Here is a 26,011-nt window from a genome sequence, read left to right on the forward strand (position 1 = left end):
CGCATCACCCGGTGCGGGAAATCGCCGCCCGCAAACGTTCGAGGTGGATGGGGAAGTCGCGGGCAGTTACATCAGCTTCGCGCACTAACGTGTCGAAATGACGCGTAAAAGTTTCTATGCGATCGCGGTCACGAAAGGCCATGTAGTGGCTGCCAGCATAGAAAACACAAAGTAAGGGGCCAAAGATCGTAACCGGCGCAGAATACAGCCGTTTTGCGTCAAACAGATAGACGCGCATGCGAGGATACAACTGATCGGACAGCGACAGCAGGTGGTCGATCTGGTCCAGCCGAGTCTGCAACTTTAGCCCCTCATAATACCCGGTGCCATATGCAAAGCTGTAAATCTCATATAGCGGCATGGCGATTTCATAATCGGATTGCGCGCTGCGCATCCATGTCAGGCGGTCGGCCGAGGCACCGATAGCCTGATCCGCTGTCCGCCCAAGATGCGGGGCGTATTCCCATTCCAGCACGGCGCGGGTTTTCAGCATGTCCGGTAAAGTCGCCGGAACGTAACGGATTTTATAGCCTGCGGCCTCTTGGTGCCATTCGAAAATGCGCTCATCCACCAACGCGCGAGGGGCCTCTGTCACAGTCAGAGACCCTGCCAGCAATTCGGCGGCGCTTTCTGGCCGGTCCGAGAGGCTGAGCAACCAATCGGCAGACACGCCGAGCGCCGCAGCGCAGCTGCCAACCACATGCGCATTCGGCAAGCGCGCGCCTGCATCGGTCAGCAGTTGCGACACGGTCGAACGGTCCACGCCGATACGACGGGCCAGCGCGCTTTGGCTGATGTGCTGGTCCTCCATGGCCCGTGCAAGACGCAGGCGAAACTGGGCCGCGCGGTCCCGTTTGTCGATTTTATTCTCCATGTGTTTAATAATATCATAGATGATGAGTTTTGTTAATCATATTCAGAATTTTCAACAGATGCTGCGGCCCGTAATTTGAAAGACATAACAATAATATGGGTGACGGAATGGAAACACGGCGCAGATCAGTCGTGAAAGCTGTGGTGTGGAATGTCATGGGCCTGATGGTCATGACCCTGATTGGGGTGCTGGCCACCGGATCGGCTGCGATTGGCGGAACACTGGCTGTTGTGAACACGGCCATCGGACTGACCCTCTACGTGATTTACGAACGCATTTGGGCCGGTATCACATGGGGTCGCAATGTCTGAGCGTGCGACACCAGAATGGGGCACCTTCGCTCTGATCCTGGCCTGCTATGGTGTGTGGTTGGCGGTTATCTTCTTCCTGCCGCTGTGGCTGGCTATTCCGGCAATGGGGGTTGTTGCGGCAATGCATTCGTCGCTTACGCATGAGGCCCTGCACGGGCATCCGTTCCGTGCGAAATGGCTGAACGAGGCTCTAATGGCGCTGCCTCTGACCTTGTTTATCCCCTATGAACGGTTCCGGGATCTGCATCTGGCTCATCACCGGGATGCCACCTTGACCGATCCCTATGACGACCCGGAATCGAACTATTTGGACCCACAGGTCTGGGCCAGGTTAGGCGCGTGGCAAAAGTGGATGTTGGGTCTTAACAACACGCTGCTGGGGCGGATTGTACTGGGCCCGGCCATTGGACAGTTTCTGTTCCTGCGGGACGAGTTGCGCGGTGCCCGACGCGGAGATCGGGCAATCCTGCGGGCCTGGGCTTTGCACGTGCCGGGCGTCGCTGCTGTGTGTTGGATCGTTTCCATGTCCGCGATGCCAATATGGGCCTATGTATTGGCTGCTTATCTCGGATTGGGGTTGGTCAAAATCCGCACCTTTCTAGAGCACCGGGCGCATGATAAATCCCGTGCTCGGACGGTGATTGTCGAAGATCGCGGTCCGCTGGCTTTTTTGTTTTTAAACAACAACCTGCACGTCGTTCACCATATGAACCCCTGCGCACCGTGGTACAGGCTGCCAGCGCTGTACCGTCAGGGCAGGGATCGGTATCTGGCCAGCAATGAGGCCTATGTCTATCGCTCTTACGGTCAGATTTTCCGCGCCTATTTCTGGCGCGCCAAGGACCCGGTGGTGCATCCACTCTGGCCAAAGGGTTGATTTAGCCACACAAAGGGCGGCATGAGTTTATGGATTCCCGTCACCCTAGCTGCTGCCGCCTTTCAAACCGTGCGGTTCATGCTGCAAAAATCGCTCAGCTCGGTAAAGCTGAGCGCGGCAGGTGCTACTTTTGCGCGCTTTGCCTATTCGATGCCACTGGCGGTTCTTGGGCTTGGGGTCGCTGTGCAGATGAACGGGTTCAGCCTGCCGCCTCTGACAGGGTTGTTTTGGCTTTATGCAATCATTGGCGGCAGTTCCCAGATTTTGGCGACGATCTGCGTGGTTGCCCTGTTCAAACAGCGCAACTTTGCCGTCGGGATCACCTTTAAGAAAACCGAAGTGATTCAGACCGCCATCGTAGGCTTTCTGGTTCTGGGGGATCAGGTGTCGTCTGGCGCGTTGGTGGCGATCTTTCTGGGGCTGACTGCCGTGCTGCTGCTGTCCAAATCCCCCGGAGGCGACGGCGTCTGGTGGCAACACCTGACCAATCCTGCCTCGCGTCTTGGGCTGGGCTCGGGGGTGCTGTTCGCGTTTTCCTCGGTCAGCTATCGTGGCGCCACGCTGGAGCTGGGTGATATCGACGCCTGGTTCCGCGCGTTGGTCACACTGGCCGTGGTGGTGTCGTTCCAATTTCTGAGCATGGGGATTTGGTTGTTGTGGCGCGACCGGGTCGAGCTGCGCGCGGTGTGGGACACACGCAAAACCGGCATCTTTGTAGGGCTGACCAGCCTGTGCGGATCATTCTGCTGGTTCTTGGCCTTCACTTTACAGAACGCGGCTTATGTCAAGGCGTTGGGGCAGGTCGAGCTGATCTTCAGCCTGTTCGCCTCAATCTTGTTTTTCCGCGAAACCATCACCCGGCGAGAGATCGCCGGGATGGCATTGCTTGGCACTTCGATACTGGCGTTGGTGCTGTCGATTTAGCCGGTGCGGCGTTCATCAAAGCTGAGCGCGATAAAGCTGGGCAGGTGATCACCCATGCCCACAACCGCAGGGCCACGGTCATCTCTGCGTCCTCGGCCTCTGGGCTCTTTGTCTTTGGTGCGGTCGCTTCTTTTACTGTCGGCCTTCTTGCCTTCAGTCGTCTTCGCTTCCACAGGTTTAGGCTTTTTCTCGGGCTTCGGCGCTTCGGCCTTGGGTTCATCCTTTAGTGGATTCTCCAGACGCGGAATTTCCTTCTGGATCAGCTTTTCAATCGCATCCAGTGCCTTTTCATCGCGACCCGAACAGATCGTAATGGCCTTACCCTCGCGTCCTGCGCGACCGGTGCGGCCGATACGATGGACGTAATCTTCGGGGTGGCCGGGGACGTCGAAATTAATCACATGGCTGACCGAGGGCACATCCAATCCGCGCGCGGCCACATCCGAGGCAACCAGCAGGCGCAGCGACCCGTCGCGGAATCCATCCAGCGTCTTCGTGCGCTGCGATTGATCCAGATCGCCATGGATGGCAGCGGCATCATAACCATATTTCTTAAGTGATTTCGCGCAAATATCTACATCCGTCTTTCGGTTGCAGAAGATGATTGCGTTGGTGCATTTTTCACCTTCAGAATCTATCAGTGCGCGAAGTACATTACGTTTCTGGCTCGCCTCGCGGTCGCGACGGCCACCTTTGAACATGACAACGCCTTGTTCGATGGTCTCGGACGCCGTTGCCTGCCGGGCAACTTCAACCCGGGCAGGGGCAGATAGGAACGTGTCGGTGATCCGTTCAATCTCGGACGCCATGGTGGCCGAGAAAAACAGGGTCTGGCGGGTAAAGGGTGTCAGCGAAAAGATGCGCTCGATATCAGGGATGAATCCCATATCCAGCATCCGGTCGGCTTCGTCCACCACCATGATCTGTACACCGGTCAGCAGCAGCTTGCCGCGCTCGAAATGGTCCAGCAAACGGCCCGGAGTAGCGATCAGCACGTCGACGCCCCGGTCGATCAGTGCATCCTGTTCCTTGAAACTGACGCCACCAATCAGCAGTGCTTTGGTCAGTTTCAAGTGCTTGGAATAGGTGTCGAAGTTTTCGGCCACCTGTGCGGCCAGCTCCCGCGTCGGGCACAGCACCAAAGAGCGCGGCATCCGCGCACGAGCGCGGCCACGGGCCAGCATGGTGATCATGGGCAGCGTGAAGCTGGCGGTCTTGCCAGTGCCTGTCTGGGCGATTCCCAGTACATCACGACCTTCCAGCGCAGGTGGAATCGCGCCTTCCTGGATCGGGGTCGGAGTTTCGTATCCGGCTTCCTCAATGGCTTTGAGGACCTTCGGGTTCAGGTTCAGTTCAGTAAATTTTGTCATGTATGTCCGGTTCATGCGGACACTAGACCTGGCCCGCGCGTCAGAGGTGTGCCGGGCCCGGATGGCCATACGCAGAATTGCGCATTTTCAGCTTGGAGCGGGACATAACAAAATCGTAGGGCAGGGTCAAATGAAGAGCCTTTAATACTGCCCGCCGATTTCGCGGTGCAGATTTTACGCAACAATTCATACACTTCCGGGGAAGTGTTTCCCGAGCTTTTGATCCAGACTCAGGGGGCGGTGCTGGATCAGGCCACGCTGTTCAAGTCGTGCGCGTACCGTTGGGTCTGCGCCACTGATTTCGTCGAAAAAGACGCGTAGGCCGGACATGCCTTCTTCGGCCTCAATCCATCTGAGAAGTTCATTCTTGTTCATCCCACCCTGGTCGCGGGGCACGTTGGGGGACATGCCGGGCTGGTAAGAGCCGCGCTCCATCCGGAAACGGTAATGCGCCAGAAAGTGGTCCCAATCAGGCGCGTGCCGATGGCAGAGATCAACCTCAGTCAACTCGGTTCTGGTGGGCAAAATCTCTCCGTTTTGGAACAGGTTATGAATGCGAAAGTTGATCTGGGGTAGCCCTGTGCGCGCAAACAACTTGCCTTGCACGTGGCTGAAGAACCCGCCCAGAACAAAAGCGCCGTAATTGGGATATAGCGACTGAACAATGTCTTCGTGATCCGGGCTTTTGGGGATGTAGGCCTTGTAAAGATCATCGACATTGGCAATTGCTTCGATTGGTCGGATACGCACGCCTGGGATGTCTTCGGAGACGTCGGACAACACCTCGGCAATCGGACGTTCTGACCACAAGAACTCGTCCACGTCGATATGAGCCAGCCAGTCGGTATCCGCCTTGCGGTACGTGAAACTGGCATTGGCCGTCTGACGGATCTGGTGTTTGTCGGGGCGTTCGCGCTGACGGTAGGCCCAAAACCCAGCGTCGCAATTGCGCACTTCGATCTTGGGGTGACGGTTGAGCGCGTTGAACGCCTTTGGGTTGGGCTCGTCCAGATAAAGGTATATCTGGTCGACCCCAAGATCGAGGTGATAGGCCGCAAACCGCAGGATGTCCGAGGCCGCCCCCCTGACGGTCGAGACGATGCCCCAGCGCGTCATTTCCGCGCCTTTCGCCGTGTTGCGCGCAGGTTTGCGATCAGCTGGGCGTTCAGGAAGCTCAGGTGGGAAAGGCCGACAAATTCGCGTGCGATTTGGCTTCGTTTACGGGTACATGAGGTGTTTGACGCACCCTCAATGGTCTGCGTAGCGCTAGCAGAAACAATCTGCTCCTTGAGCGGCAACAGATCCACATCCACCCCTGGCAAAGTCTCAGTCCCGAATTCGAACGGATCACGCTTCAGCTCGAAACGCTCAGTCAAGGCGGCCAGACCGCCCGGATAAGTGAGGTCGTCACTCATATGCGTGGTCAAGCCACCGTGTCACGACATCATTTCCTTGGTCGCCGTTAGTTTTAGATCCGGATAGTCGCGCACAACCCGGTCGATGTCCCACTGAAGGCGGGTCAGGTATACGATGTCGCCATCATGGTCGTTTGCGATGTGCTGTTTGTTGGCGTTGACGAATTTGTCGATCTCCGCCTTGTCGCCGTTAACCCAGCGGGCTGAAGTGAATTGCGACGCCTCAAACCGCACGGGCAGGCCGTATTCCATCTCAATCCGGCTGGCGAGCACTTCGAATTGCAACTGGCCGACGACGCCGACGATAAATCCTGAACCGATCGAAGGCTTGAACACTTTGGCCGCGCCTTCTTCGGCAAATTGCATCAAGGCCTTTTCCAGGTGTTTGGCCTTCATCGGATCGCCCGCGCGCACGGTCTGCAGCAGTTCCGGCGCGAAGGATGGGATGCCAGTGACGCGGATCGACTCGCCTTCGGTCAGGGTGTCACCAATGCGCAGCTGCCCGTGATTGGGGATGCCGATGATGTCCCCGGCCCATGCCTCTTCGGCCAGTTCCCGGTCCGAGGCCAGAAACAGCACTGGATTTGAAATGGCCATCGGTTTTTTCGACCGTACATGGGTCAGTTTCATACCGCGTTTGAAATGGCCCGACGCCATGCGGACAAAGGCCACGCGGTCGCGGTGCTTTGGGTCCATATTTGCCTGAACCTTGAAGACAAAACCGGCGACCTTCTTTTCATCCGGTGCGATTTGACGCGGTTCAGCCGATTGAATTTGCGGCTGCGGGCCGTAAGCGCCGATGCCCTCCATCAGTTCCTTGACACCGAAGGAATTGATGGCTGAGCCGAACCAGATCGGAGTCATATGCCCCTCAAGCACCGCCTGGGGGTCGAGCTTCGGCAGCAATTCGCGCGCCATCTCAACTTCTTCCAGCAGCTTGTCCAACAAGTGCTCGGGCACGTGTTCGGCCAGCTTCGGGTCGTCCAGCCCGTTGATTTCGATGCTTTCCGCCACCTTGTTGCGGTCGGCGCGGTCCATCAGCTCCAACCGGTCGCGCAGCATGTCGTAACAGCCGATAAAGTCGCGACCGACACCAATGGGCCAGGCAGCGGGCGTCACATCGATGGCCAGCATCTCTTGAATTTCGTCGATGATCTCGAACGTGTCGCGGCTTTCGCGGTCCATCTTGTTACAGAAGGTCAGGATAGGCAAATCGCGCAGGCGGCAGACTTCGAACAGTTTTTGGGTCTGGCTTTCCACACCCTTTGCGCCGTCGATCACCATTACTGCCGCGTCCACGGCCGTCAGCGTGCGATAGGTGTCTTCGGAAAAATCGCTGTGGCCGGGCGTGTCCACCAGATTGAACCGGAACTGGTCATAGTCAAACGACATGGCCGAGGCCGAGACCGAAATACCCCGGTCCTTTTCCATCTGCATAAAGTCCGACCGAGTGCGCCGTGCTTCACCCTTGGCACGAACCTGACCAGCCATCTGAATGGCGCCACCATACAGCAGGAACTTTTCGGTCAACGTCGTCTTACCCGCATCCGGGTGCGAGATTATGGCGAAGGTTCTGCGCCGGGCGATCTCGGGCGGCAATACGGGTTGGTTGGTGGCGGTATCTAGCATGAAGGCGCGTATAGGCGGGGAATCTTGCCGAAGCAAGACAAAGGGGCTGGTTCGAATCATGATCCCGTGGCAATAAGAACAAATAGCGAACAACTAATGGAGAGGATCATGAATTTAAAAGGAATCGCTGATGAACTGGTCGCTGGATGCCGGGAAAACCGATCCAAAGAGAATTTGGAGAAGCTATACGCGTTAGATGCCGTCTCGGTCGAAGCACAGGACTTTATGGATATGGGTCGTGAGACCCGTGGGCGCGACGCCATTCGTGGAAAACACGAGTGGTGGGAAAGTGCGCATGAAGTGTCGGGAGCAACGGTCAGTGGTCCGTTCCCTCATGGCGATGACCGCTTTGCCGTAATTTTTGAAGTTCAGGGCAAAGTAAAAGAAAGCGGTGAGAGCTTTGATATGCGCGAAGTGGGTGTCTATCACGTCGCGGATGGCAAGATTGTGCGGGAAGAGTTCTTTTACTAAACTCTTGCCCCATTTCTGGTCTTCCTTGCCCGGCCAGTGCTAGATGTTTGGCAGGGTTGAGGAGGATCGGAGTGGGATTGGGTCAGTTTTCTGTCTTGTTCTTTGTCGCGGTGTCGGTAGTTTCAAGCTTTGCCGTAGCCTCGCCCGGAGACCAACCAGGCCATCAGCGCCCCGCAGTGGACGGTGTGAATGGCAAAATTTCGGGTTTTGGAAGTACGAACGATATCGGCAGCCTTTACGGCGTTGATGGCAGTGTGTCCCTGCCGCTCGGGCATGGTTTTGGTGATCAATTGGACGGGCTTGTGCCGCAATTGGAAACCGATCGAATGGGAACTGCAGCGGCTCATGGGGTCGGCGCCCACGTTTTCTGGCGCAACCCCGACAAAGGATTGCTGGGGCTATACGGGCACTATGGATCGACAGATCTGACGGAGAGTGCAAGTTTTCGTGCGATTGACTTTGAAGCTGAGGCGTATTTGGACCTTTTCACGTTGACTGCTTTGGTCGGTGCAGAAGACGGACGGCTTGTAAACTCGGACGTTGATGAATTTGATCTTGGCACAAACGTTTTCTCGTCAGCGTTTTTGATTTATTCCCCGTTTGATAATATTGAGTTGAGCATGGGGCATCGTTACATCGTCAAAGACCACTCTGCGACGGTCGGAACAAAATGGGCTTTTGGTCAACGTGTTTGCCAAAACACGAGTCTCTGCACCAGAATTTCTTATAGCGACAACAACGATACCTCGGCTGCAATTGGGGTTCGGTACTATATTGGCAAGAAAGACAAACCGCTTATTCGGCGGCATCGTGAGGACGATCCTAGCCAGACCACGATCATGTGGGTCAATGAGCAAGCGGTGGGGGATCTAGATAACACTGTCGAACAGTACCGTGAAATTCACGGGTCCTGATTTGATGTCAGATGAAAGAGTAACAGAGACCACGAGGTAAGAAGATGGATCTGGGAATTCGCGGAAAACGCGCGCTGATCTGCGCCAGCAGCAAGGGGCTTGGTTTGGGCTGTGCCGAGGCTTTGGCCGCGGCTGGTGTCGATCTGGTGATGAATGCGCGCGGGGCTGAGGCGCTGGAAGCCGAGGCCATGCGGTTGCGATCCGAGCATGGTGTGTCCGTCGAAACCGTTGCGTGCGATGTAACCAGCCCAGGGGGGCAGGCGCAGGTGATCGATGCGGCGCAAGGGGTTGATATTTTGGTGACAAATGCCGGTGGCCCACCACCGGGTCTGTGGTCGGATTGGGATCGTGAGGATTTCATCAAGGCGCTGGATGGCAATATGCTGACACCCATTGCCTTCATGAAGGCGCTGCTGCCTGGCATGATGGACAAGGGCTGGGGCCGGGTGGTCAACATCACCTCGCAATCCGTGCGTGCGCCGATTGCGGTGCTGGGGCTGTCAAACGCGGCGCGCACCGGTTTGACTGGCTATGTTGCAGGCACAGCTCGTCAGGTGGCACCCAGTGGGGTGACGATCAACAATCTGCTGCCCGGCATTCACGCCACGGATCGGGCCGACGCGCTGGACGGCGGTGTTGCGGCGCAAAAGGGTATCTCGATCGATGAGGCCCGTGCCGAGCGCGCCGCCACGATCCCGGCGCGTCGATATGGAACGCGAGACGAATTCGGTGCAGCCTGTGCGTTTTTGTGCTCACAGCACGCGGGTTTTATCGTCGGGCAGAACATCCTGCTGGACGGTGGCGCAACAAATTTGACGATGTAGCAATGGCACAGAATTTTTCACTTAAAGATCAGCTGTTTAACGCGGAAAAGACCCGCTATCTGGCGGGGCTTTTTACCGCTGCCGATCCCTCGTTTGATGCAGACATGTTTCAGCAACAAGTCATGTCGCGCTTGCTGGATTTGGAGCTGAAAGAGCGGATGGCCTGGATTGCCGAATGTCTGCAGCAGACGGTTCCGAGGGCGTTACCAGCAGTTGCGCCTGTACTGCTAAAGGCACTGCCGCCACCGTTGGATCCAAACAAAACGGACGATGATTTTGGCGACTTCATTTTCGCACCTCTGGGCGATTGGGTGGTGGCCGTTGGGCTGGATCATCCCGATCTGGCACTGGATGTGCTGGAAGAGCTGACACAGAGGTTTTCGATGGAATGGGCCATCCGCCCGTTTCTGAACACCTATCCTGAACTGGTTCTGGCCCGGTTAGAGCACTGGTGCACACATGACAGCTATCATGTGCGCCGTCTGGTCAGTGAAGGCACCCGGCCGCGATTACCCTGGGGGCAGGCGGTAGGGCTGGAACTGTCCGATCCGATGCCGTTTCTGGACAGGTTGCATGCCGACAGCACACGCTATGTCACCAGATCGGTGGCGAACCACCTGAACGACATCACGAAAAAAGACCCAGAGCTTGTTCTGGATCGGCTGCAGGTATGGAATGACAAAGGTGCCCAAGATGAGGGCGAGCTGCGCTGGATCACGTCACATACCCTGCGGGGATTGGTGAAGTCGGGCCATCCGCGCGCCATGAAGATGCTGGGATATGACCCGGACGCAGACATCAAGGCAACGTTGCAAGTCAACGGTGACGCGCGGATAGGGGCTGCGCTGGAATTTGAGGTTGAATTGGAAGGGGCCGATGGGCAACCGGTTCTGGTTGATTATATTATTCACTTTCAAAGGCCTAACGGGAAAGCTTCACCTAAGGTGCATAAGTTGAAACAGGCCGCATTGCAGGGTGGCACCTTGAACCTGAACAAGACGCATAAGCTGAAAGGCAACGCTACTACGTTCAAGCTGGTTCCCGGCCCGCATCGGCTGGAGATTCAGGTGAACGGTCGCATTCGTGCGGGTGTGGATTTTGACCTGCTGGGCTAGGCACATCCTCACGCTTTCGTCAAAACCAGCGCGTCTGGATTGCGCCAAACCCCGCGCTGCATTACCTGCGGTTCAACCACATAAAGAAGGAATGCAGCGATGAAGCATGAATCTGTGCAAAATTATTATGGTGAGGTCCTGCAGGGCAGCGCGGATTTGCAGACCAATGCTTGTTGCACCCCTGATGACATGCCCGATCATGTCAAAAAGATTCTGTCGAAAATTCATGATGATGTGCTGACCCGGTACTATGGTTGCGGTCTGATCGCACCATTGGACCTTGAGGGGATGAGCATCCTGGATCTGGGCTGCGGTGCGGGGCGGGACGTGTACGCCCTGTCAGCGATGGTCGGCGAAACGGGCCGCGTCGTTGGAGTAGACATGACGCCCGAGCAGCTGGATGTTGCGCGCGCGCATCAGGACTATCAAGCTAAGGCTTTTGGTCACGGTAAAAGCAATGTGGAGTTCCACCACGGTTTCATCGAAAAGCTGGACGAACTGGATCTGGAACCCGGTTCTTTCGACATCATCGTCTCGAACTGCGTCATCAACCTTGCCACCGACAAAGAGGCCGTTCTGCGCGGTGCCCATCGGCTGCTGAAAGACGGCGGAGAGATGTATTTCTCGGACGTCTACGCAGACCGTCGCATTCCACAAGACATGGCTGAGGATGAGGTGCTGTACGGCGAATGCCTGTCCGGCGCGCTCTATTGGAACGATTTTCTGTCGATCTCGCGCAAATCAGGGTTCGGCGACCCGCGTCGGGTGACCCACCGTCCGCTGACCATTGAAAACCCGGTGCTGGAAGCGCGTGTCGCACCCCTGAGTTTCCTGTCGGCGACCTATCGGTTGTTCAAGCTGCCCGAACTGGAGCCAGCCTGCGAGGATTACGGGCAGGCCGTGGTCTACAAGGGCACCATCCCAAACGCGCCGCATCTGTTCGAGCTGGACGACCACCACGCAATTGAAACCGGTAAGGTTTTTCCGGTCTGTGGCAACACCTGGATGATGCTGAAAGATACCCGGTTTGCTCGACATTTCGAGTTTATCGGCGATTTCGCGACCCATTTTGGTATTTTTGAAGGCTGCGGCGGGGAAAGCCCGTTTGAAGCCACGACAGAGGCCGCATCCGGCGGCTGCTGCTGATCTCTTGCGCCTGAAGGGCGGGGTTGCTATCCCCGCCCAAGCCCGATGGTTTTGATCGGGAAAGGCAACGGGATCCATCGGTGACAGTAGACGCAACTCCTCCTCGTTTGGAAATTCGCAACCTGATCGCCCGGTACGAGGGGCGGGTGGTTGTGGATGACGTCTCGTTGACGGTACAGGCGGGGCAGGTGACTTGCCTGCTGGGGCCGTCGGGTTGCGGCAAGTCAACCACCTTGCGGATGATCGCCGGGGTCGAGATGCAGGAAACCGGCCAGATCTATGTCGACGGTAAACTGATCTGCGACACGGTGTTTCGCGTACCGCCCGAGCGGCGCGAGATTGGCCTGATGTTTCAGGATTTTGCACTGTTCCCGCATCTCAGTGTTGCCGACAACGTTGCCTTTGGCCTGAAGGGTCACAAGGACGAAAAGCGCGCGCGCGTCGAAGAACTGCTGCGCAAGGTTGATCTGATGAGGTTCGTCGACAACTTTCCGCATCACTTGTCGGGAGGTGAACAACAACGTGTGGCGTTGGCCCGTGCCCTGGCACCGCGCCCGCGGATCATGCTGATGGATGAGCCGTTCTCGGGGCTGGACAACCGTCTGCGCGACGGTGTCCGCGACGAAACGCTTGCAATCCTCAAGGAAGAGGACGCGGCCGTGTTGCTGGTCACGCATGAGCCGGAAGAGGCGATGCGCATGGCCGATGAGATCGCCCTGATGCGCCGCGGAAAAATCGTCCAGCAGGGCGCGCCGTATAACGTCTACACCCGTCCGGCAGATAAGGCCGCAGTGGCATTTTTTAGCGATGTCAATGTGTTGCAGTCGCAAGTGAATGGGGCGCTGGCCGAAACTCCCTTTGGCCAATTCTTGTCACCCGGTGTGCCGGATGGCACAGATGTTGAGATCGTATTCCGGCCGCAGCACGTGCGGTTGGATTTCGACCGCAACGGCAAGGGACCACTGCCCACAGCCACGGATGGCGTCGCCGCGCGCGGCGTGGTCGAACGGGCACGGTTTCTGGGCAATGAGAGCCTGGTCGAGTTCCGGATGGACTATGATGGCTCGATCCTGAAGGCGACGGTGCCGAATGTCTTTGTGCCTAACCCTGGCCGGGTCATGTGGCTGACCATTCGTCGTGACAAATGCTTTGTTTTCCCGATTTAGGGTCTGAAGTTTCAGTTTAGCGCCAAGTGGTGCGCGAAAGCCTCAGATTGGGTGCGCCCATTGCTTGCCGCCACGCGGGGGCGCGTCTATCAAGGTCAAAACGCTGCGGTGGATGGGCATATGCGTATACTTTTAACCAATGATGACGGCATCAACGCGCCGGGCCTGATCGCGCTGGAGGCTATTGCCGCCGACGTGGCAGGACCAGATGGCGAGGTCTGGGTCGTGGCCCCTGCGTTCGAACAGTCAGGTGTTGGCCATTGCATCAGCTACACCCATCCCATGATGGTTGCCAAATTGGGCGAACGTCGCTTTGCCGCAGAAGGCTCACCCGCAGATTGCGTGTTGGCCGGTCTGCATGACGTGATGAAAGATACTCCGCCCGATCTGGTTCTGTCGGGGGTAAACAGGGGCAATAATTCGGCGGAAAACACACTGTATTCCGGCACCATAGGTGGCGCGATGGAGGCTGCCCTACAGAGTATCCCGGCCATTGCCTTGTCCCAGTATTTCGGCCCCCGCAATCTGGGGCTGGAAGATCCCTTCGAGGCCGCGACCCGTTTCGGCGCTGATCTGATACGGCGTATTCTGGGCGCGACCCCGGCGGAACAGGGCGATTACCGCCTGTTTTACAACGTGAATTTCCCGCCTGTTCCCGCAGATGAGGTGCTGGGTACACGCGTGGCACCGCAAGGGTATCGCCGGGACACGCATTTCTCGGTCGAGCCGCACAGTTCACCCTCGGGGCGGCGGTTCTTGTGGATCAAGGGCGGCTATCAACACAACCCAACTGCACCGGGCACCGATGCGGCGGTCAATCTGGCGGGCTATATCTCGGTCACACCGATGCGGGCGGATCTGACAGCCTATGACACGCTTGAGGCGTTGAAGTCGATCGAATGAGCGGATTGGACCCCGAAACAACAATGCAATTCCTGTTTGCCCTGCGCTCGCGCGGGGTAACCGATGCGCGTGTGCTGGCCGCGATGGAGCAGATCGACCGGGGGCGCTTTGTCAAAGGCCTGTTTGCCGAACGCGCCTATGAGGACACGCCACTGCCGATTGCCTGTGGTCAGACGATCAGCCAGCCCTCGGTTGTGGGGCTTATGACGCAGGCGCTTGAGGTTAGCCCACGCGACACAGTTCTCGAAATTGGGACTGGGTCGGGTTATCAGGCGGCGATCCTGTCCAAGCTGGCGCGCCGGGTCTATACGGTTGAACGTCACAAGCGTCTGGTGCGCGAAACCGGCCAGCTGTTCCGTGACATGGGGCTGACAAATGTGACCGCAATGTTGACGGATGGGTCCTATGGTTTGCCCGAGCAGGCCCCGTTTGATCGTATCATTGTGACAGCTGCGGCAGAAGACCCCCCCGGGCCGCTCTTGGCGCAGCTGAAAATCGGCGGTATCATGGTATTGCCGGTGGGACAGTCGGATGCGGTTCAGACCCTGATCCGGGTCAGACGCACCGAAACCGGTTTGGACTATGACGAATTGTTGCCCGTCCGTTTCGTGCCCTTGTTAGAAGGGCTTGGCAAGGACGGGTCGTAAAGGAATATTCTGCAATATGCGCCGGAACCCCGGAAAACAGGGGCAGGTGTTGAGGACAGTGAAAATGAGAGCAGTTTCCAATTCAGTGATACTTCGCTGCACAACAGTGGCGGCTTTGGCGCTTGTCGCCGGGTGCGGGGATTATGACCTTCGCGGAGAGGTCGGCGGATTTTCGACCGCCGACGCCGTGAAAACCGCAACGACCAACCGGCCAGCGCCGGATGCGCGAGGGGTTATTACTTACCCGAATTACCAGGTGGCTGTGGCCCGACCGGGCGACAAGGTGATTGACGTGGCCACACGTGTTGGCTTGCCAGCGGCCGAATTGGCCCGGTTCAATGGCCTGCAACCCGATGACCCGCTGCGAGATGGCGAAGTGATTGCCTTGCCACGCTCGGTCGGCGGGGGCAGCAATGTCGACATCGCCACCATCGCTGGGACCGCGATTGATGAAGCGCCGGCCGATGGATCGGTGCGAACGGCAACGCTGGAACCTGCGCAGCCTGCCGCGACACCGGCTCCGGTGCCGACAACGGGTCCCGAGCCGGTCCGGCACAAGGTTAAACGTGGCGAAACGGCTTATACGATTTCACGCCTCTATGACGTACCGGTCAGTGCTTTGGCTGAATGGAATGGATTGGGGTCGGAATTTACTGTCCGTGAAGGCCAGTTCCTGTTGATCCCGATCAAGAACCAGCCTGCGCCGCAACAGGCCGCGGTGCCTGCCACCAACGTGACAGAGCCGGGGCAGGGCTCTCCGACGCCGACGCCGCCAAGTGCGACGCAACCTTTGCCGGAAGAAGAGGTCGTGGTAGCCACGCCAGCGCCGGATGTAACTGCCGAGGCACCGACAACCCAAAGCAATTCTGCCCTGGGCCTGCCGGTCACCGGGACGATCATTCGAACCTATGATAAGGGAAAGAACGAAGGTATCGACATCGCCGCAAGCCCCGGCACTGCTGTAATCGCGGCCGAGGCCGGAACCGTTGCAGCGATCACGGCGGATGCCGATCAGGTGCCGATCATCGTGGTCAAGCACAACAGCGATCTGCTGACGGTCTATGCCAATGTCGACAGGATCACGGTCAAAAAGGGCGACAAAGTGCGTCGTGGGCAAAAGATTGCTTCGCTGCGCGGCGGGGACAACGCCTATGTTCATTTCGAGGTCCGAAAGGGGTTCGAATCCGTTGACCCGGAACCTTATCTGAAGTGAGGGGGATGGCCCGTTTCGGGCCATGCCTCCGGCGGGGATATTTTCAGCCAGATGAAGCAGGCGGGCTAGGCTGTGGGGTCGTAGTCGCTCAGCCGTTTGCCGGGCTCATCAGCAAATATTTCAGGCAGGGGCGAGACCGTATCGATCAGGTCGATCCGGAAGACTCGGAAGCCTTGGCGCAGTTCGCACCAGGCGGTCAATGTCCAGACGCGGCCCCAATACTCCATGTGCAGGGGGCGGATCGTGCGATCGGTCAGTACGCCGTCGATCCGGCGATAGGACAGGTGCAGCTTCTGTCGGGACTTGATGGCGGCGCGGATAGGGGCCATGTGGGCCAGCCCGCGAGCTGCATCAGCAAAGGGGTAGACGGCGAATTTCCATGTGTCCGCCTCGGCCACCACTTGCGTTGGCAGAACGGCGTCGATTTTTTCGGACAGCGTTTCGGCCGCGGCTTTCAGATCGGGGTCGGCAGCCTCGGCCACGATGGCCATGCCGAGGTTCAGGGCCTCTAGTTCAGCGGGGGTCAGGTTCACAGGGGGCAGGGTGATCTGTTCGCGCACCATATAGCCGACGCCGCGCTCCCCTTCGACGGGAACACCCGAGGCCACCAATGTGTCCATGTCGCGATAGATCGTGCGAACCGAAACTTCGAGCCGGTCCGCGATGTCCTGCGCGCGGTGCAAGCCACCGTCGCGCAGGATCTGGATAATGTCGAACAGACGATCAGTACGGCGCATGACACGTCTCTCTGACCGGGGTTATGCGGTCATGTTCCATAGCACGTTCTCGTGGCGCATCTGCATGCCTTCGGGGTTGATCGCTGCGATCAGTGCGGGCGCAAAACCCTGCTGCGGGAACTGCGCAGCTGCGTCCTGTGCGGCCTTCATATCGGTCCAGATCACGTAGTCAGTCCAGCGCCCGTCTTCGCCTTGACTGAGTTGACGATGGGCAAACCCCGGAGCTGCGCGTACAAAGGCCTCGGACGCTTGGCTGAGTTTTACAAACTCTTCCGGGGTTGTCCCGTTGGCGAGTTCAAAGGTGACGATTTCTGCAACATGGGTCATGTGAATCTCCGTTGACCAGGTTTCGATACCGCCTACCTAGCTCCTATCAACTGACACAAACCTGTCAGTTGATCAATCCAAGGCCGTAAAAAACATCGGATCGGATCAAATTTGAACGCAGATTTGAACCAACTCACTTTTGCAGGCGGGCCAGCGGGCGTAGACACGGACCCAGATCACATTTCCGGCGTACGGCGCCGACGTTATAGGAGAAGAGAGATGCTCAACAATATTGGCCTTCCCGGCATTCTGCTGATCGCAGTTGTGGTTCTGGTGCTATTCGGCCGTGGCAAAATCAGCTCGTTGATGGGCGAAGTGGGCAAAGGCATTACGTCATTCAAGAAGGGCGTCAAAGAAGGCGCAGAGGAACTGAGTGAAGACGCGTCCGAACTGGCCAAAGATGTCACGCCCGAGACCGACAAAGACAAGGTCTGATCCGCCATGTTTGATCTGGGCATGACCGAGCTTCTGGTCATCGGCGTTGTCGCCCTGATCGTTGTGGGGCCAAAAGACCTGCCGGTGCTGTTTCGCAATGTTGGCCGCTGGGTCGGCAAGGCCCGTGGTATGGCGCGCGAGTTCAGCAGCGCCATGAACGACGCGGCGGATCAGGCGGGCGTGAACGAGATCAAGAAGGGTCTCAACGCTGCGACCAACCCCGTTGGCAGTGCCATGGACGGGGTGAAGGAAGCGGCGCAAGATATGGCCAAGAGTATCGACCCAACCAAGTTTGACCCTGACAGCGAAACAGGAAAACTGGCGGCTGAACGGGCAGAACAGGCCAAGAAAATCCAAGCGTCGACCGCACGCGCTGCGGCTGAACGCAAGGCGAAAGAGGCGGCCGACGCGCTGGCCAAGGCCGAAGAGGCCGAAGCTGCGCTGAACACTGAAAGCAAGACATGACCAACACCGACGAGATCGAAGACAGCTCGGCCCCATTGATCGAGCATCTGGCAGAACTGCGTACGCGGTTGATCCGGTCGGTTATTGCCTTCGTGATAGGCATTGTCGTGGCCTTCACCGTGGCCGAACCGATCCTGCAGTTTCTGGTCCAGCCGATTGAGGCAACGCTGCGCGAGTTGGGGGACCCTTCTCCGACTTTGCAATACACCTCGCCACAGGAATATCTGTTTACGCTGTTCCGGATTTCGATGGTGTTTGGGTTTGCGCTGGCCTTCCCGGTGATTTCCTATCAGCTGTGGCGATTTGTGGCGCCGGGCCTGTATCGGTCCGAGAAGGGTGCTTTTCTGCCGTTCCTGATTGCCTCGCCGTTCATGTTCCTGCTGGGGGCGGCGTTTGCTCAATTCGTCGTTACACCACTGGCGATGCAATTCTTTTTGGGTTTTGCGGATGTCAGTTCGATTTTTGCCAATCTGTTGTCGGCGACTACTGGGGATGTGCCAGAGGAAATCGTGGTTGTCCCTGAAACAACTGAAGGCGTGAAGATTACGTTCTTCGGCAAGGTCAACGAGTCGCTGGACATCACGTTGAAATTCATCATCGCCTTTGGCTTGTGTTTCCAGCTGCCGGTGTTGTTGACGCTAATGGGCAAAGCCGGATTGGTCAGCGCCGAAGGTTTGGGCAGCGTTCGCAAATACGCGATGGTTGGTATCCTCGTCCTAGCAGCGCTGGTGACCCCGCCGGATGTGATCACGCAGGTCATTTTGTTTGTTGTGGTCTATGGGCTGTACGAAGTCTCGATCCTGTTGGTTGCCCGAGTTGAGAAAAAGCGCGAGGAAGAGCTGCGCGCTGATGGCTACTATGACGACGAAGAAGAAGCAGATGACGAAATCGTTCAGGAATTCGAAAACGATAAATAACCTTTAAACAGATCCGAAGGGCGCGCCACCTGCTGACGCGCCTTTTTCGTGTCCCACCCTTGTTGCGGCGGGTGGAACATGGTTTGAACCCCGCCAGACAGACCGGAGGAGAGCGCATGGACAACCAGGCCCTGAACCGTATTGCCGACGCGTTGGACCGCATGGCGCCCGCGCCGTTGGCCGCGCCCGATTTTGGGGCGGCGCATGCTTTTGTCTGGCATGTAGAACCTGACCGCCTGATGCCAGTGGATATAGTCAACCGGGTTGACCTGGATCTTTTGGTCGGGATTAACCGCTCGCGCGATACGTTGCTGGACAACACAAGGCGGTTTGCCAACGGGTATAAGGCCAACAATGCCTTGCTTTGGGGGGCGCGTGGTATGGGCAAATCCAGCTTGGTCAAAGCTGTGCACGGCACCTTGCAGGCGGATCACCCGAACCTGAAGCTTGTGGAACTGCAGCGCGAAGACATGGGCTCGGTCGCGCGCTTGCTGAACCATCTGCGCGCAGCACCACACCGGTTTATCCTGTTTTGCGACGACTTGTCGTTCAGCCATGATGACCAGCACTATAAATCGCTCAAGGCGGTGCTGGACGGCGGCATCGAAGGCCGCCCTGAAAATGTGGTGTTCTACGCCACCTCAAACCGCCGCCATCTGATGCCGCGGGACATGATCGAAAACGAACGCTCCAGCGCCATCAACCCATCTGAGGCCGTCGAAGAGAAAGTCTCACTGTCCGACCGGTTTGGCCTCTGGCTGGGGTTCCATCCCTGTGACCAGGACGAATATCTGGCGATGATCGATCGCTATTGCGCAGCCTATGGGGTCTCTGTCGACGCAGCGACCCTGCGCGCCGAGGCGATCGAATGGCAGGCTACCCGAGGCGCGCGATCGGGCCGCGTGGCCTGGCAGTTCTTTGTTGATCTGGCCGGGCGCACCGGCGTGCACATCGCGTAACCCGCCCGCTTCATCTGGCCAAAAAATATCCCCGCCGGAGGCATGGTCCACAGGACCATTCCTACAACAGTGCCAACAACCGCGCAGCCTCTTCCGTCGTGCTGGTCAACGCATCGCGATCCTCACCTGGATGGAACCGGGCGCGGACGGCAGTGGGCATTGGCGCGGGTTCGACGATAGATACGCGCGGCCCGGTACGCTCGGCCTCGTGGGCCCAGCTGCGGGCCAGTGCCATCTGAGCGGCCTTGGTCGCGCCATAGATGCCATAGAATTTCTCACCCGCCTTGGGGTCGTCAAAAAACACCGCATGACCCGTTTCACCCAAAAGAGGGGCGATATAGGGGATCAGAACCGATGTGGCAGTGGCGTTGGTGTTGACTGCCTTTGTCCACTCTTTCGGATCAACGAAATGAGCTGGTGTCAGGGCCGAGGTGTGGACGGCCGTGTGCAGCCAAAGGTCCACTTTTCCCCAACGGTCATGGATACCCCTGCACAGCGTTGCCATGGCATTGGGATCAGCGATGTCCATTGGTGCCAGCGTGGCCGCGCCGCCTTTGGCCTGAATGCGGTCATCCAGTTCTTCCAGTCCGCCAGTGGTGCGGGCGACGGCGACGATGTGGTACTCGGGGGCCAACGCTTCGGCCAGGGCTGCGCCCAATCCGCGAGACGCGCCAGTAACGAGGGCGATTTTGGTCTGATCAGTCATGAAAACGGTTTGAACCCCAGCGCGCAGGGCGTCAAGACAGGATTAACTGCCGGGGATGGCGATCCGCTTGGTCTGGCCGCTTTGTCGCAGCATCACGCCCTCGGCATCGATGGCGACGACAGTGCCCGAGGACACGCGGCTGCCTGGCTTGACCTCTTTAACCCGCCCCGAGGACAAGCGCACAAGAGCGCGCATATCCGCTTTGGGCCCAAAAACGCCAAGGACAGACACAGAGTTCTTCTTTAGCGCGCCCTTTTGTGTGGCCGCGCTTTTGACGGTTGAGTTTGACATAAAATGTGGTCCGGCCGCAGCGGCCTGACCCCTTGTTGTGAGTGGGTGGTTGCCAGTCGCGTATCAAACCAAACGGGTAAGTAAAAGCGCGACCGAGGGTCACAATTCTGCCGCCATTTTCGCAGCAATGCGAAGCCTTTGCGATTGCAGTTTCTTCGCCAAAGGGTTGTGCGCGAAATTCCACCGCCAAGATGCGGCAATTGAGCAAAAATAGGCCCGCGACGCGGCAGCGAAGCGGGCCCAAATCAAACTTGATTCGGTCAGGGGGTTATCCCGACACCAGTTTTGCGCCGTTCCAGGATCCACCGGGAACCTGCATGTCCTGTTTCTTCTTGCTGACGCGATTGCTATTTTCAAGATGGTCCAGATAATCGTCACTGACGCTGCCAGTGATGTAATTTCCGTCAAAACACGAGCAATCGAAAGCCTCGATCTCGGGGTTGCCTTCCTTGGCGGACCAAATCAGATCGTCGAGGTTCTGATAGAACAGCGCGTCGGCCCCCAGCTCTTGCCTGATTTCCTCGATTTCTTTGCCATGGGCGATCAGCTCATGTTTGGTGGGCATATCGATGCCATAGACATTCGGGAATTTCACCGGTGGTGAGGCACTTGCAATGTAAACTTTCTTGGCCCCAGCCTCGCGGCACATCTGTACGATCTTCTTGATGGTATTGCCGCGCACAATGGAATCGTCGATCAGCAGAACGTTGTGATCCTTGAACTCCAGCGGGACTGCGTTCAGTTTGCGGCGCACAGATTTCTGACGCTCTTCCTGACCGGGCATGATGAATGTGCGGCCAACATAGCGGTTTTTCACAAGACCTTCGCGGTAGGAAATACCAATGGCCTTGGCAACCTCAAGCGCGACGGGGCGGGCGCTGTCGGGCACCGGAATGATGCGGTCGATCTCAAGGTCAGCGGCTTCGATCTGGCGGGCCAGCGTCTGACCCATACGCATCTGGGTTTTATAGACGGACACACCATCCAACAGCGAGTCCGGACGCGCCAGGTAGACATATTCAAAGATACAAGGCGTCAGCTGTCCTTCCACCGCCTGGAACGTGTGCATGTTGCCGTCCAGATCGATCAGGATCGCCTCGCCGGGTTTGACATCACGAAGCTTGTCAAAGCCGTTGATGCCAAAGGCCACGTCTTCTGAGGCAAAGGCATAATCGTCACCCTCTCCGTCGACCTCACGTTTGGCTACCGACAGAGGGCGGATACCATAAGGATCGCGGAAGGCCAGCATGCCGACACCGGCGACCAGACAGATGACAGAATAGGCGCCCTGAACCCGCTCCATCGTCATCTTCACACCAGCAAAGATGTTGCGAATGGGTTCAGCATTGCCGTTGACCTTGATCGCATCGGCGACTTTGTCTGCCAGTACGTTCAGCAGAATCTCGAAGTCCGAGGTGGTGCGAAGGTGGCGGCTGTATTTGGCGGTTACTTTCTCACGCTGTTCAGCCGTGTTGGTGATGTTACCGTTATGAACCAGATAGATTCCATAGGGCGCGTTTACAAAAAACGGCTGCGCCTCAGACGCGCTGAGCGACCCTGCGGTCGGGTACCGCACATGCCCCATACCAACCTTGCCCAGCAATGTTTCGGCGTCCTGGGCATTGAACACGTCCTTGACCAGACCGTTGGCTTTCTTCTCGCGGAAGAATTCGCCATTATAGGTGACGATCCCCGAGGCGTCCTGACCCCGGTGCTGCAGCATCAGCAGCCCGTCATAGATTTCCGCAAAGACATCATGTGTCCTACTTGCGATCCCCAAAATCCCACACATACACGGGCTCCAATTTCTATGACGTTCTAACGGTGAATAGCGTTTCGGTTCGGAAGGTCCGCCGGGTGTATCTGTACGCAAACAAGGCCATCCAGCTGGTGGCACATACGCACCATCGCCCCCAGGGCCAGCGCGAAAGAAAACAGATACAGCAAGATCGGCAGCTCCGATTCCATGTCGGTTCGGGTTTCACATAAGGCCTAACGAGGCCTGTGTCATCAAAGGATCACATTTGCATTTTGCCGCATGTGGATTTTGGGTCAAAACGCATGAAATGGTGACATGGCGAAAAGCTTGTGCTGTCATAGCGCGGCGAATGTTAGCGTTTCGATGGGAAGTCAGCTATGTGGCAACACAAGCAAGGTCAAAAGAAGGAAGAGCCGGTCAAGCGCCGGTGCCATCGTTGCCGCGGAATGGGGCGCGCGCCTTGTCAGATCTGTAATGGTGCAGGCGAAGTTGTCAAAAGCCGGGATGTCTTTGGCAAGCCTATTTTCAGCCGTTGTGACGGATGTGTGGGCCTGAAAAATATCAGATGCACCATATGTGCAGGCGAAGGGTTTATCACACAAAGCTGAAGGAAGCTGGCCCGACAAAAATGCCCGGTCAAAGCCGGGCATCTTCGTTATTCGGTTGTCGCGGGGGCCGATGGCTCTTCGGAGGTCTCGGCGCTTGCGGTGCAGCTGCCCACCAGTTCTTCATATTGTTGCGTGACCCAACCCAGCGCGGCCTCGGGATTTTGCTCTTCTATCCGGTCGCTGAATTGTTCGAACACCTTGGCCGAGCGGCTTTCGTCAACGATGGTGTAAGACTGACCGGTCATCACTGTATCATAGACAAAGAAGGCGATGGCGACCAACAGGATGCCGCGCGCGATTCCAAAGAAGAACCCCAGCGCCTGATCCAGCCCGCCAAGCGCCGAGCGCTGAACGATCGAGGAAAACAGCGGCGTAAATATGCTGACCACGATCAAAGCGATGGCAAAGACGGCGGCAAAGCCGGTGATTACCGACAATTCGCAGCTGTCGCGCAGGAAATCACCGACCACCGGAATTTCTTTTACCAAAGGCACGGCCTGAGGCGCAAAAATGAATGCCAGAACAGCGGCTGCAACCCAGCCGGCAATGGCCAAAACCTCTCGTAATAGCCCGCGTGAATAGGCCAACAAGCCCGACACGACGATGATCAGGGCGACAACCCCGTCAATAATTGTAAAACCTTCCATGGCCCTCGCCTGTACTTTTTTTCAGCCCCTCAAGGCGTTACCTTAACCTGCTCCGAAGGTTTCGCCAACAAACCCTACCAAATCAGAGGGTCGGGTGAGTGTCAGACCTGCCACAGTACCGGTTTTGCCACCTGCCGGAGCTATGGCCGACGTGAAACCAAGTTTTTGCGCTTCTTTCAACCTGTTTTCGGTCTGCGGGGCGGGTCTAAGTGCCCCGGATAACGAGATTTCTCCGAAAACAACCGTGTCGGCGGGCAAGGCGGTGTCTTCACGCGCACTCAGCAAGGCAGCGGCAACGGCGAGGTCGGCAGCGGGTTCACTGATTTTCAGCCCTCCGGCGACGTTCAGATAGACGTCGAGCCCCGCAAACGGGATGCCGCAGCGCGCTTCGAGCACCGCGAGGATCATCGCCAGGCGCCCACTGTCCCATCCCACAACGGTGCGGCGGGATTGAGAATGAGGTGAGGGGGCGACCAGCGCCTGCAATTCGACCAGCACCGGTCGGGTGCCCTCGATACCTGCAAACACGGCTGATCCGGGGCTGGGCGTGCCGCGTTCCGACAGAAACAGCGCTGAGGGGTTGGTGACCTGCGCCAGCCCCTTGCCAGTCATCTCGAACACGCCGATCTCATCGGCGGGACCAAAACGGTTCTTAACCGCGCGCAGGATGCGGAACTGGTGGCCGCGCTCGCCTTCAAAATACAGAACGGTATCGACCATATGTTCAACGACACGAGGGCCCGCAATCTGGCCTTCTTTGGTGACGTGGCCGACCATGATGATTGAAACGCCATGTCGTTTCGCAAACGTGGTCAATTCATGTGCTGCGGCCCGGACTTGTGAAACTGAGCCGGGGGCACTGTCCACATTGTCGGCCCACATGGTCTGGATCGAATCAATGATGGCAAGGCCGGGCTTCTCGGCCTCAAGCGTCGTCAGGATGTTGCGCAGGTTTGTCTCGGCTGCCAGTTGCACCGGAGCGTCTTCCAGTCCCAGACGACGCGCGCGCATGCGGACCTGCGCGCTGGCTTCTTCGCCCGAGACATAGATGGTTTTGACACCTGCACGCGAGAACCGCGCCGCGGCTTGCAACAACAACGTGGATTTGCCGATGCCGGGATCTCCCCCCACCAGCAAGGCAGAGGCGGGGACAAGGCCGCCGCCCAGCACGCGGTCCAACTCCTCGACCCCGCAGAGGGTGCGAGGTGGGGGCGTTTCCTCGGTGGACAAGTCCGTGAGTGTAATGGACTGGCCGCGCTTGCCACCGAGGGATTTCTTGGCGGGGCCAGCCGAAAGGGGGACGTCCTGCGTGATCGAATTCCATTCACCACAGGCGTCACAACGCCCGGACCAGCGCGAATGCGACGCGCCACAGGCCGAGCAGGAGAAAGTCGTCTTTGCCATGCGGCCCTTGGTGCCCGAGGATGGGCGGTTCTTCAAGCCCTTGCAGGGCTTTCATCGCCGCCGGTTGGGCGCCGTGTCCTCAGGCCCTTTGGACCATCGTCCGCAGCGGGCGCTGGCGCGCCTATTCCGCCGCGCGAGGCGGCGACATCGCAATGACGCTGGAGGGATTGGGCGCGCGGTCCTTGGACGGTGTTTGCAACTGGGCTGACAGTTCCGGCAACAGCTCGAACAATTCATCGCGTAGGCGGGTCAGTTGTGATTTGGCAATGGTTTCCTCCATCTCGACATCGCGTGTCCATTGCCGCAATTCATTCTGGATCACCTGCGCTTCTTCGATCCGCTGCTGGAATTGTTCAATCTCTTCCTGGCGCTGTTGCAGGAACATACGAGCGCGCGAAACCTTGGTGTCGCTGTAGGTCTCGGCCAGTTCGTGGCTGATCTGGCTCATCTGTGCGGCCAGCTCCAGGATCTCGGGCTCTAGCGCTTGCAGGTTTGGGTGGTGGCGCAGAAAGGCCATCCGCTCTTTGACCGCGTCAAATTCGGACGACATCACGAACAATCCGCCACGATCCTCGGCATGGGCCATCTGATAGGCATCAGCGATGTCGTGCATGTTCAGGGCAAACTTGCGATGGTTGCTTTCCAGCGCCATCATCCGCGCATTGGCTGGCAAGTAGAATGCCAGCATGAGAATCAGGGCGGTCAGGCCAATCTGAATGAACATCCCTGCATCGCTGACCGGGCCGGCGCCGAAGCCGGCCTGCATGGACAGCCACGGCAAGACACCAAGGGCGGATAAGAGGGTGGCTGTGACGGCAAAAAATGCCGCCGCGCTGATCAGGAAAAAAGTAAGTCGTAAAAAGGCATTCTGAAATTGCAATGTTATGTTGTGGAGGGCGGTCATGATCGACGATCTCCTTCTGGAACCGGTACACACCGGACCCAAGCGGAGGTCAT

The 26,011-nt window shown here is 57.7% G+C and carries 31 protein-coding genes; 16 read left to right on the forward strand and 15 right to left on the reverse strand.

Translation table 11 applies throughout. The features are described from left to right. Positions 1-4: 4 nt before the first annotated feature. Positions 5-874, reverse strand: a complete 870-nt coding sequence (locus tag SJY13_RS02510; protein WP_377187272.1) for a helix-turn-helix domain-containing protein — start codon at positions 872-874, stop codon at positions 5-7. Positions 875-981: 107 nt separating this feature from the next. On the opposite strand from SJY13_RS02510, the gene SJY13_RS02515 reads away from it, so the two are divergent. Genes SJY13_RS02515 through SJY13_RS02525 form a run of 3 tightly spaced genes read left to right on the forward strand, consistent with a single transcriptional unit; the run spans position 982 to position 2,986 of the window. Next, a complete protein-coding gene (locus SJY13_RS02515; RefSeq protein WP_377193543.1) occupies positions 982-1,185 on the forward strand; it encodes a DUF2061 domain-containing protein in 204 nt (67 codons plus the stop codon). Beyond that, a complete protein-coding gene (locus tag SJY13_RS02520; protein ID WP_377187275.1) occupies positions 1,178-2,062 on the forward strand; it encodes a fatty acid desaturase in 885 nt (294 codons plus the stop codon). The genes SJY13_RS02515 and SJY13_RS02520 overlap by 8 nt, the downstream gene beginning before the upstream one ends. 21 nt (positions 2,063-2,083) lie before the next feature. Beyond that, entirely contained in the window at positions 2,084-2,986 is a 903-nt protein-coding gene (locus SJY13_RS02525; protein WP_085820763.1) for a DMT family transporter, read from the forward strand. Here SJY13_RS02525 and SJY13_RS02530 read toward each other — a convergent pair. The 4 genes from SJY13_RS02530 to SJY13_RS02545 form a co-directional block, all read right to left on the reverse strand. Next, entirely contained in the window at positions 2,983-4,356 is a 1,374-nt protein-coding gene (locus SJY13_RS02530; RefSeq protein WP_377187278.1) for a DEAD/DEAH box helicase, read from the reverse strand. The two genes, SJY13_RS02525 and SJY13_RS02530, sit on opposite strands and share 4 nt — an antisense overlap. A gap of 186 nt (positions 4,357-4,542) precedes the next feature. After that, positions 4,543-5,472: a glycosyltransferase family 2 protein gene (locus SJY13_RS02535; RefSeq protein WP_377187281.1), complete on the reverse strand. Its 930-nt coding sequence runs from the start codon at positions 5,470-5,472 to the stop codon at positions 4,543-4,545. Next, positions 5,469-5,771 carry a hypothetical protein gene (locus SJY13_RS02540; protein WP_377187284.1) on the reverse strand — a complete coding sequence of 101 codons (303 nt, stop codon included), beginning with the start codon at positions 5,769-5,771 and terminating at the stop codon, positions 5,469-5,471. Before SJY13_RS02540 ends, SJY13_RS02535 begins: the two co-directional genes overlap by 4 nt. A gap of 21 nt (positions 5,772-5,792) precedes the next feature. Then, a complete protein-coding gene (locus SJY13_RS02545; protein ID WP_377187287.1) occupies positions 5,793-7,400 on the reverse strand; it encodes a peptide chain release factor 3 in 1,608 nt (535 codons plus the stop codon). A 108-nt stretch (positions 7,401-7,508) separates the two neighbouring features. Here SJY13_RS02545 and SJY13_RS02550 point away from each other — a divergent pair, with 108 nt between their 5' ends. The 9 genes from SJY13_RS02550 (at position 7,509) to SJY13_RS02590 (ending at position 15,799) form a co-directional block, all read left to right on the forward strand. Further along, positions 7,509-7,871 (forward strand): SnoaL-like domain-containing protein, encoded by a 363-nt coding sequence (locus SJY13_RS02550; RefSeq protein ID WP_377187290.1) that lies wholly within the window; start codon positions 7,509-7,511, stop codon positions 7,869-7,871. Between the two features lie 77 nt (positions 7,872-7,948). Next, positions 7,949-8,785: a hypothetical protein gene (locus SJY13_RS02555; protein ID WP_377187293.1), complete on the forward strand. Its 837-nt coding sequence runs from the start codon at positions 7,949-7,951 to the stop codon at positions 8,783-8,785. Positions 8,786-8,829: 44 nt separating this feature from the next. Beyond that, positions 8,830-9,609 (forward strand): SDR family oxidoreductase, encoded by a 780-nt coding sequence (locus SJY13_RS02560; protein WP_377187296.1) that lies wholly within the window; start codon positions 8,830-8,832, stop codon positions 9,607-9,609. A gap of 2 nt (positions 9,610-9,611) precedes the next feature. Beyond that, positions 9,612-10,724, forward strand: coding sequence for a hypothetical protein (locus SJY13_RS02565; protein WP_377187299.1), 1,113 nt, complete (start codon positions 9,612-9,614; stop codon positions 10,722-10,724). A 99-nt stretch (positions 10,725-10,823) separates the two neighbouring features. Then, entirely contained in the window at positions 10,824-11,870 is a 1,047-nt protein-coding gene (locus tag SJY13_RS02570; RefSeq protein ID WP_377187302.1) for a methyltransferase domain-containing protein, read from the forward strand. Positions 11,871-11,950: 80 nt separating this feature from the next. Further along, the gene (locus tag SJY13_RS02575; protein ID WP_377187305.1) at positions 11,951-13,036 is read left to right on the forward strand and encodes an ABC transporter ATP-binding protein; all 1,086 of its coding nucleotides are present in this window, start codon (positions 11,951-11,953) and stop codon (positions 13,034-13,036) included. A 120-nt stretch (positions 13,037-13,156) separates the two neighbouring features. Further along, positions 13,157-13,939, forward strand: a complete 783-nt coding sequence (surE, locus tag SJY13_RS02580) for a 5'/3'-nucleotidase SurE (protein WP_377187308.1) — start codon at positions 13,157-13,159, stop codon at positions 13,937-13,939. Beyond that, positions 13,936-14,586, forward strand: a complete 651-nt coding sequence (locus SJY13_RS02585; protein WP_085820753.1) for a protein-L-isoaspartate(D-aspartate) O-methyltransferase — start codon at positions 13,936-13,938, stop codon at positions 14,584-14,586. Before surE ends, SJY13_RS02585 begins: the two co-directional genes overlap by 4 nt. A 64-nt stretch (positions 14,587-14,650) precedes the next feature. Next, entirely contained in the window at positions 14,651-15,799 is a 1,149-nt protein-coding gene (locus SJY13_RS02590; RefSeq protein WP_377187312.1) for a peptidoglycan DD-metalloendopeptidase family protein, read from the forward strand. Between the two features lie 65 nt (positions 15,800-15,864). On the opposite strand, the gene SJY13_RS02595 is transcribed toward SJY13_RS02590, so the two are convergent. Then, the gene (locus SJY13_RS02595) at positions 15,865-16,536 is read right to left on the reverse strand and encodes a helix-turn-helix transcriptional regulator (RefSeq protein WP_085820751.1); all 672 of its coding nucleotides are present in this window, start codon (positions 16,534-16,536) and stop codon (positions 15,865-15,867) included. A gap of 21 nt (positions 16,537-16,557) precedes the next feature. Next, positions 16,558-16,863, reverse strand: coding sequence for a hypothetical protein (locus tag SJY13_RS02600; protein ID WP_377187315.1), 306 nt, complete (start codon positions 16,861-16,863; stop codon positions 16,558-16,560). A gap of 219 nt (positions 16,864-17,082) precedes the next feature. Between SJY13_RS02600 and SJY13_RS02605 the strand changes: the two genes are divergently transcribed. From SJY13_RS02605 to SJY13_RS02620, 4 genes are all read left to right on the forward strand, one after another. Further along, the gene (locus SJY13_RS02605) at positions 17,083-17,298 is read left to right on the forward strand and encodes a twin-arginine translocase TatA/TatE family subunit (protein WP_085820749.1); all 216 of its coding nucleotides are present in this window, start codon (positions 17,083-17,085) and stop codon (positions 17,296-17,298) included. Positions 17,299-17,304: 6 nt separating this feature from the next. Continuing rightward, entirely contained in the window at positions 17,305-17,763 is a 459-nt protein-coding gene (gene tatB, locus SJY13_RS02610; protein WP_085820748.1) for a Sec-independent protein translocase protein TatB, read from the forward strand. After that, a complete protein-coding gene (gene tatC, locus SJY13_RS02615; protein WP_085820747.1) occupies positions 17,760-18,680 on the forward strand; it encodes a twin-arginine translocase subunit TatC in 921 nt (306 codons plus the stop codon). Before tatB ends, tatC begins: the two co-directional genes overlap by 4 nt. 116 nt (positions 18,681-18,796) lie before the next feature. Further along, positions 18,797-19,639, forward strand: coding sequence for an ATP-binding protein (locus tag SJY13_RS02620; RefSeq protein ID WP_377187320.1), 843 nt, complete (start codon positions 18,797-18,799; stop codon positions 19,637-19,639). A 61-nt stretch (positions 19,640-19,700) separates the two neighbouring features. On the opposite strand, the gene SJY13_RS02625 is transcribed toward SJY13_RS02620, so the two are convergent. The 8 genes from SJY13_RS02625 to SJY13_RS02660 form a co-directional block, all read right to left on the reverse strand. Beyond that, the gene (locus SJY13_RS02625) at positions 19,701-20,345 is read right to left on the reverse strand and encodes an SDR family NAD(P)-dependent oxidoreductase (protein WP_377187323.1); all 645 of its coding nucleotides are present in this window, start codon (positions 20,343-20,345) and stop codon (positions 19,701-19,703) included. 42 nt (positions 20,346-20,387) lie between these two features. Beyond that, positions 20,388-20,636 carry a hypothetical protein gene (locus tag SJY13_RS02630; protein ID WP_085820744.1) on the reverse strand — a complete coding sequence of 83 codons (249 nt, stop codon included), beginning with the start codon at positions 20,634-20,636 and terminating at the stop codon, positions 20,388-20,390. 268 nt (positions 20,637-20,904) lie between these two features. Beyond that, a complete protein-coding gene (gene purF / locus SJY13_RS02635) occupies positions 20,905-22,428 on the reverse strand; it encodes an amidophosphoribosyltransferase (protein ID WP_377187326.1) in 1,524 nt (507 codons plus the stop codon). 26 nt (positions 22,429-22,454) lie between these two features. After that, the gene (locus tag SJY13_RS02640) at positions 22,455-22,604 is read right to left on the reverse strand and encodes a hypothetical protein (protein WP_377187329.1); all 150 of its coding nucleotides are present in this window, start codon (positions 22,602-22,604) and stop codon (positions 22,455-22,457) included. A gap of 162 nt (positions 22,605-22,766) precedes the next feature. Beyond that, positions 22,767-23,045 carry a hypothetical protein gene (locus SJY13_RS02645; RefSeq protein WP_377187332.1) on the reverse strand — a complete coding sequence of 93 codons (279 nt, stop codon included), beginning with the start codon at positions 23,043-23,045 and terminating at the stop codon, positions 22,767-22,769. Positions 23,046-23,050: 5 nt separating this feature from the next. Then, the gene (locus SJY13_RS02650) at positions 23,051-23,650 is read right to left on the reverse strand and encodes a CvpA family protein (protein WP_085820741.1); all 600 of its coding nucleotides are present in this window, start codon (positions 23,648-23,650) and stop codon (positions 23,051-23,053) included. 42 nt (positions 23,651-23,692) lie between these two features. Further along, positions 23,693-25,054, reverse strand: a complete 1,362-nt coding sequence (gene radA / locus SJY13_RS02655) for a DNA repair protein RadA (protein WP_377187336.1) — start codon at positions 25,052-25,054, stop codon at positions 23,693-23,695. Positions 25,055-25,175: 121 nt separating this feature from the next. Further along, the gene (locus SJY13_RS02660) at positions 25,176-25,958 is read right to left on the reverse strand and encodes a DNA repair protein (RefSeq protein WP_377187339.1); all 783 of its coding nucleotides are present in this window, start codon (positions 25,956-25,958) and stop codon (positions 25,176-25,178) included. Positions 25,959-26,011 lie beyond the last annotated feature (53 nt).

The organism is Ruegeria meonggei (assembly GCF_042768335.1).
GTDB classification, from domain to species: Bacteria; Pseudomonadota; Alphaproteobacteria; order Rhodobacterales; family Rhodobacteraceae; genus Ruegeria; species Ruegeria meonggei.

Bases quoted from the DNA above. Each gene is read 5' to 3' on its own strand.
- SJY13_RS02645 (WP_377187332.1), bottom strand. From the start codon at position 23,045: ATGCCCGGCTTTGACCGGGCATTTTTGTCGGGCCAGCTTCCTTCAGCT.
- SJY13_RS02550 (WP_377187290.1), top strand. From the start codon at position 7,509: ATGAATTTAAAAGGAATCGCTGATGAACTGGTCGCTGGATGCCGGGAA.
- SJY13_RS02570 (WP_377187302.1), top strand. From the start codon at position 10,824: ATGAAGCATGAATCTGTGCAAAATTATTATGGTGAGGTCCTGCAGGGC.
- SJY13_RS02540 (WP_377187284.1), bottom strand. From the start codon at position 5,771: ATGAGTGACGACCTCACTTATCCGGGCGGTCTGGCCGCCTTGACTGAG.
- SJY13_RS02585 (WP_085820753.1), top strand. From the start codon at position 13,936: ATGAGCGGATTGGACCCCGAAACAACAATGCAATTCCTGTTTGCCCTG.
- SJY13_RS02620 (WP_377187320.1), top strand. From the start codon at position 18,797: ATGGACAACCAGGCCCTGAACCGTATTGCCGACGCGTTGGACCGCATG.
- tatB (WP_085820748.1), top strand. From the start codon at position 17,305: ATGTTTGATCTGGGCATGACCGAGCTTCTGGTCATCGGCGTTGTCGCC.
- SJY13_RS02545 (WP_377187287.1), bottom strand. From the start codon at position 7,400: ATGCTAGATACCGCCACCAACCAACCCGTATTGCCGCCCGAGATCGCC.
- SJY13_RS02640 (WP_377187329.1), bottom strand. From the start codon at position 22,604: ATGGAATCGGAGCTGCCGATCTTGCTGTATCTGTTTTCTTTCGCGCTG.
- SJY13_RS02630 (WP_085820744.1), bottom strand. From the start codon at position 20,636: ATGTCAAACTCAACCGTCAAAAGCGCGGCCACACAAAAGGGCGCGCTA.
- SJY13_RS02525 (WP_085820763.1), top strand. From the start codon at position 2,084: ATGAGTTTATGGATTCCCGTCACCCTAGCTGCTGCCGCCTTTCAAACC.
- SJY13_RS02565 (WP_377187299.1), top strand. From the start codon at position 9,612: ATGGCACAGAATTTTTCACTTAAAGATCAGCTGTTTAACGCGGAAAAG.
- SJY13_RS02535 (WP_377187281.1), bottom strand. From the start codon at position 5,472: ATGACGCGCTGGGGCATCGTCTCGACCGTCAGGGGGGCGGCCTCGGAC.
- surE (WP_377187308.1), top strand. From the start codon at position 13,157: ATGCGTATACTTTTAACCAATGATGACGGCATCAACGCGCCGGGCCTG.
- SJY13_RS02660 (WP_377187339.1), bottom strand. From the start codon at position 25,958: ATGACCGCCCTCCACAACATAACATTGCAATTTCAGAATGCCTTTTTA.
- SJY13_RS02590 (WP_377187312.1), top strand. From the start codon at position 14,651: ATGAGAGCAGTTTCCAATTCAGTGATACTTCGCTGCACAACAGTGGCG.
- SJY13_RS02605 (WP_085820749.1), top strand. From the start codon at position 17,083: ATGCTCAACAATATTGGCCTTCCCGGCATTCTGCTGATCGCAGTTGTG.
- SJY13_RS02520 (WP_377187275.1), top strand. From the start codon at position 1,178: ATGTCTGAGCGTGCGACACCAGAATGGGGCACCTTCGCTCTGATCCTG.
- radA (WP_377187336.1), bottom strand. From the start codon at position 25,054: ATGGCAAAGACGACTTTCTCCTGCTCGGCCTGTGGCGCGTCGCATTCG.
- tatC (WP_085820747.1), top strand. From the start codon at position 17,760: ATGACCAACACCGACGAGATCGAAGACAGCTCGGCCCCATTGATCGAG.
- SJY13_RS02515 (WP_377193543.1), top strand. From the start codon at position 982: ATGGAAACACGGCGCAGATCAGTCGTGAAAGCTGTGGTGTGGAATGTC.
- SJY13_RS02530 (WP_377187278.1), bottom strand. From the start codon at position 4,356: ATGACAAAATTTACTGAACTGAACCTGAACCCGAAGGTCCTCAAAGCC.
- SJY13_RS02600 (WP_377187315.1), bottom strand. From the start codon at position 16,863: ATGACCCATGTTGCAGAAATCGTCACCTTTGAACTCGCCAACGGGACA.
- SJY13_RS02510 (WP_377187272.1), bottom strand. From the start codon at position 874: ATGGAGAATAAAATCGACAAACGGGACCGCGCGGCCCAGTTTCGCCTG.
- SJY13_RS02625 (WP_377187323.1), bottom strand. From the start codon at position 20,345: ATGACTGATCAGACCAAAATCGCCCTCGTTACTGGCGCGTCTCGCGGA.
- SJY13_RS02650 (WP_085820741.1), bottom strand. From the start codon at position 23,650: ATGGAAGGTTTTACAATTATTGACGGGGTTGTCGCCCTGATCATCGTC.
- SJY13_RS02560 (WP_377187296.1), top strand. From the start codon at position 8,830: ATGGATCTGGGAATTCGCGGAAAACGCGCGCTGATCTGCGCCAGCAGC.
- SJY13_RS02595 (WP_085820751.1), bottom strand. From the start codon at position 16,536: ATGCGCCGTACTGATCGTCTGTTCGACATTATCCAGATCCTGCGCGAC.
- purF (WP_377187326.1), bottom strand. From the start codon at position 22,428: ATGTGTGGGATTTTGGGGATCGCAAGTAGGACACATGATGTCTTTGCG.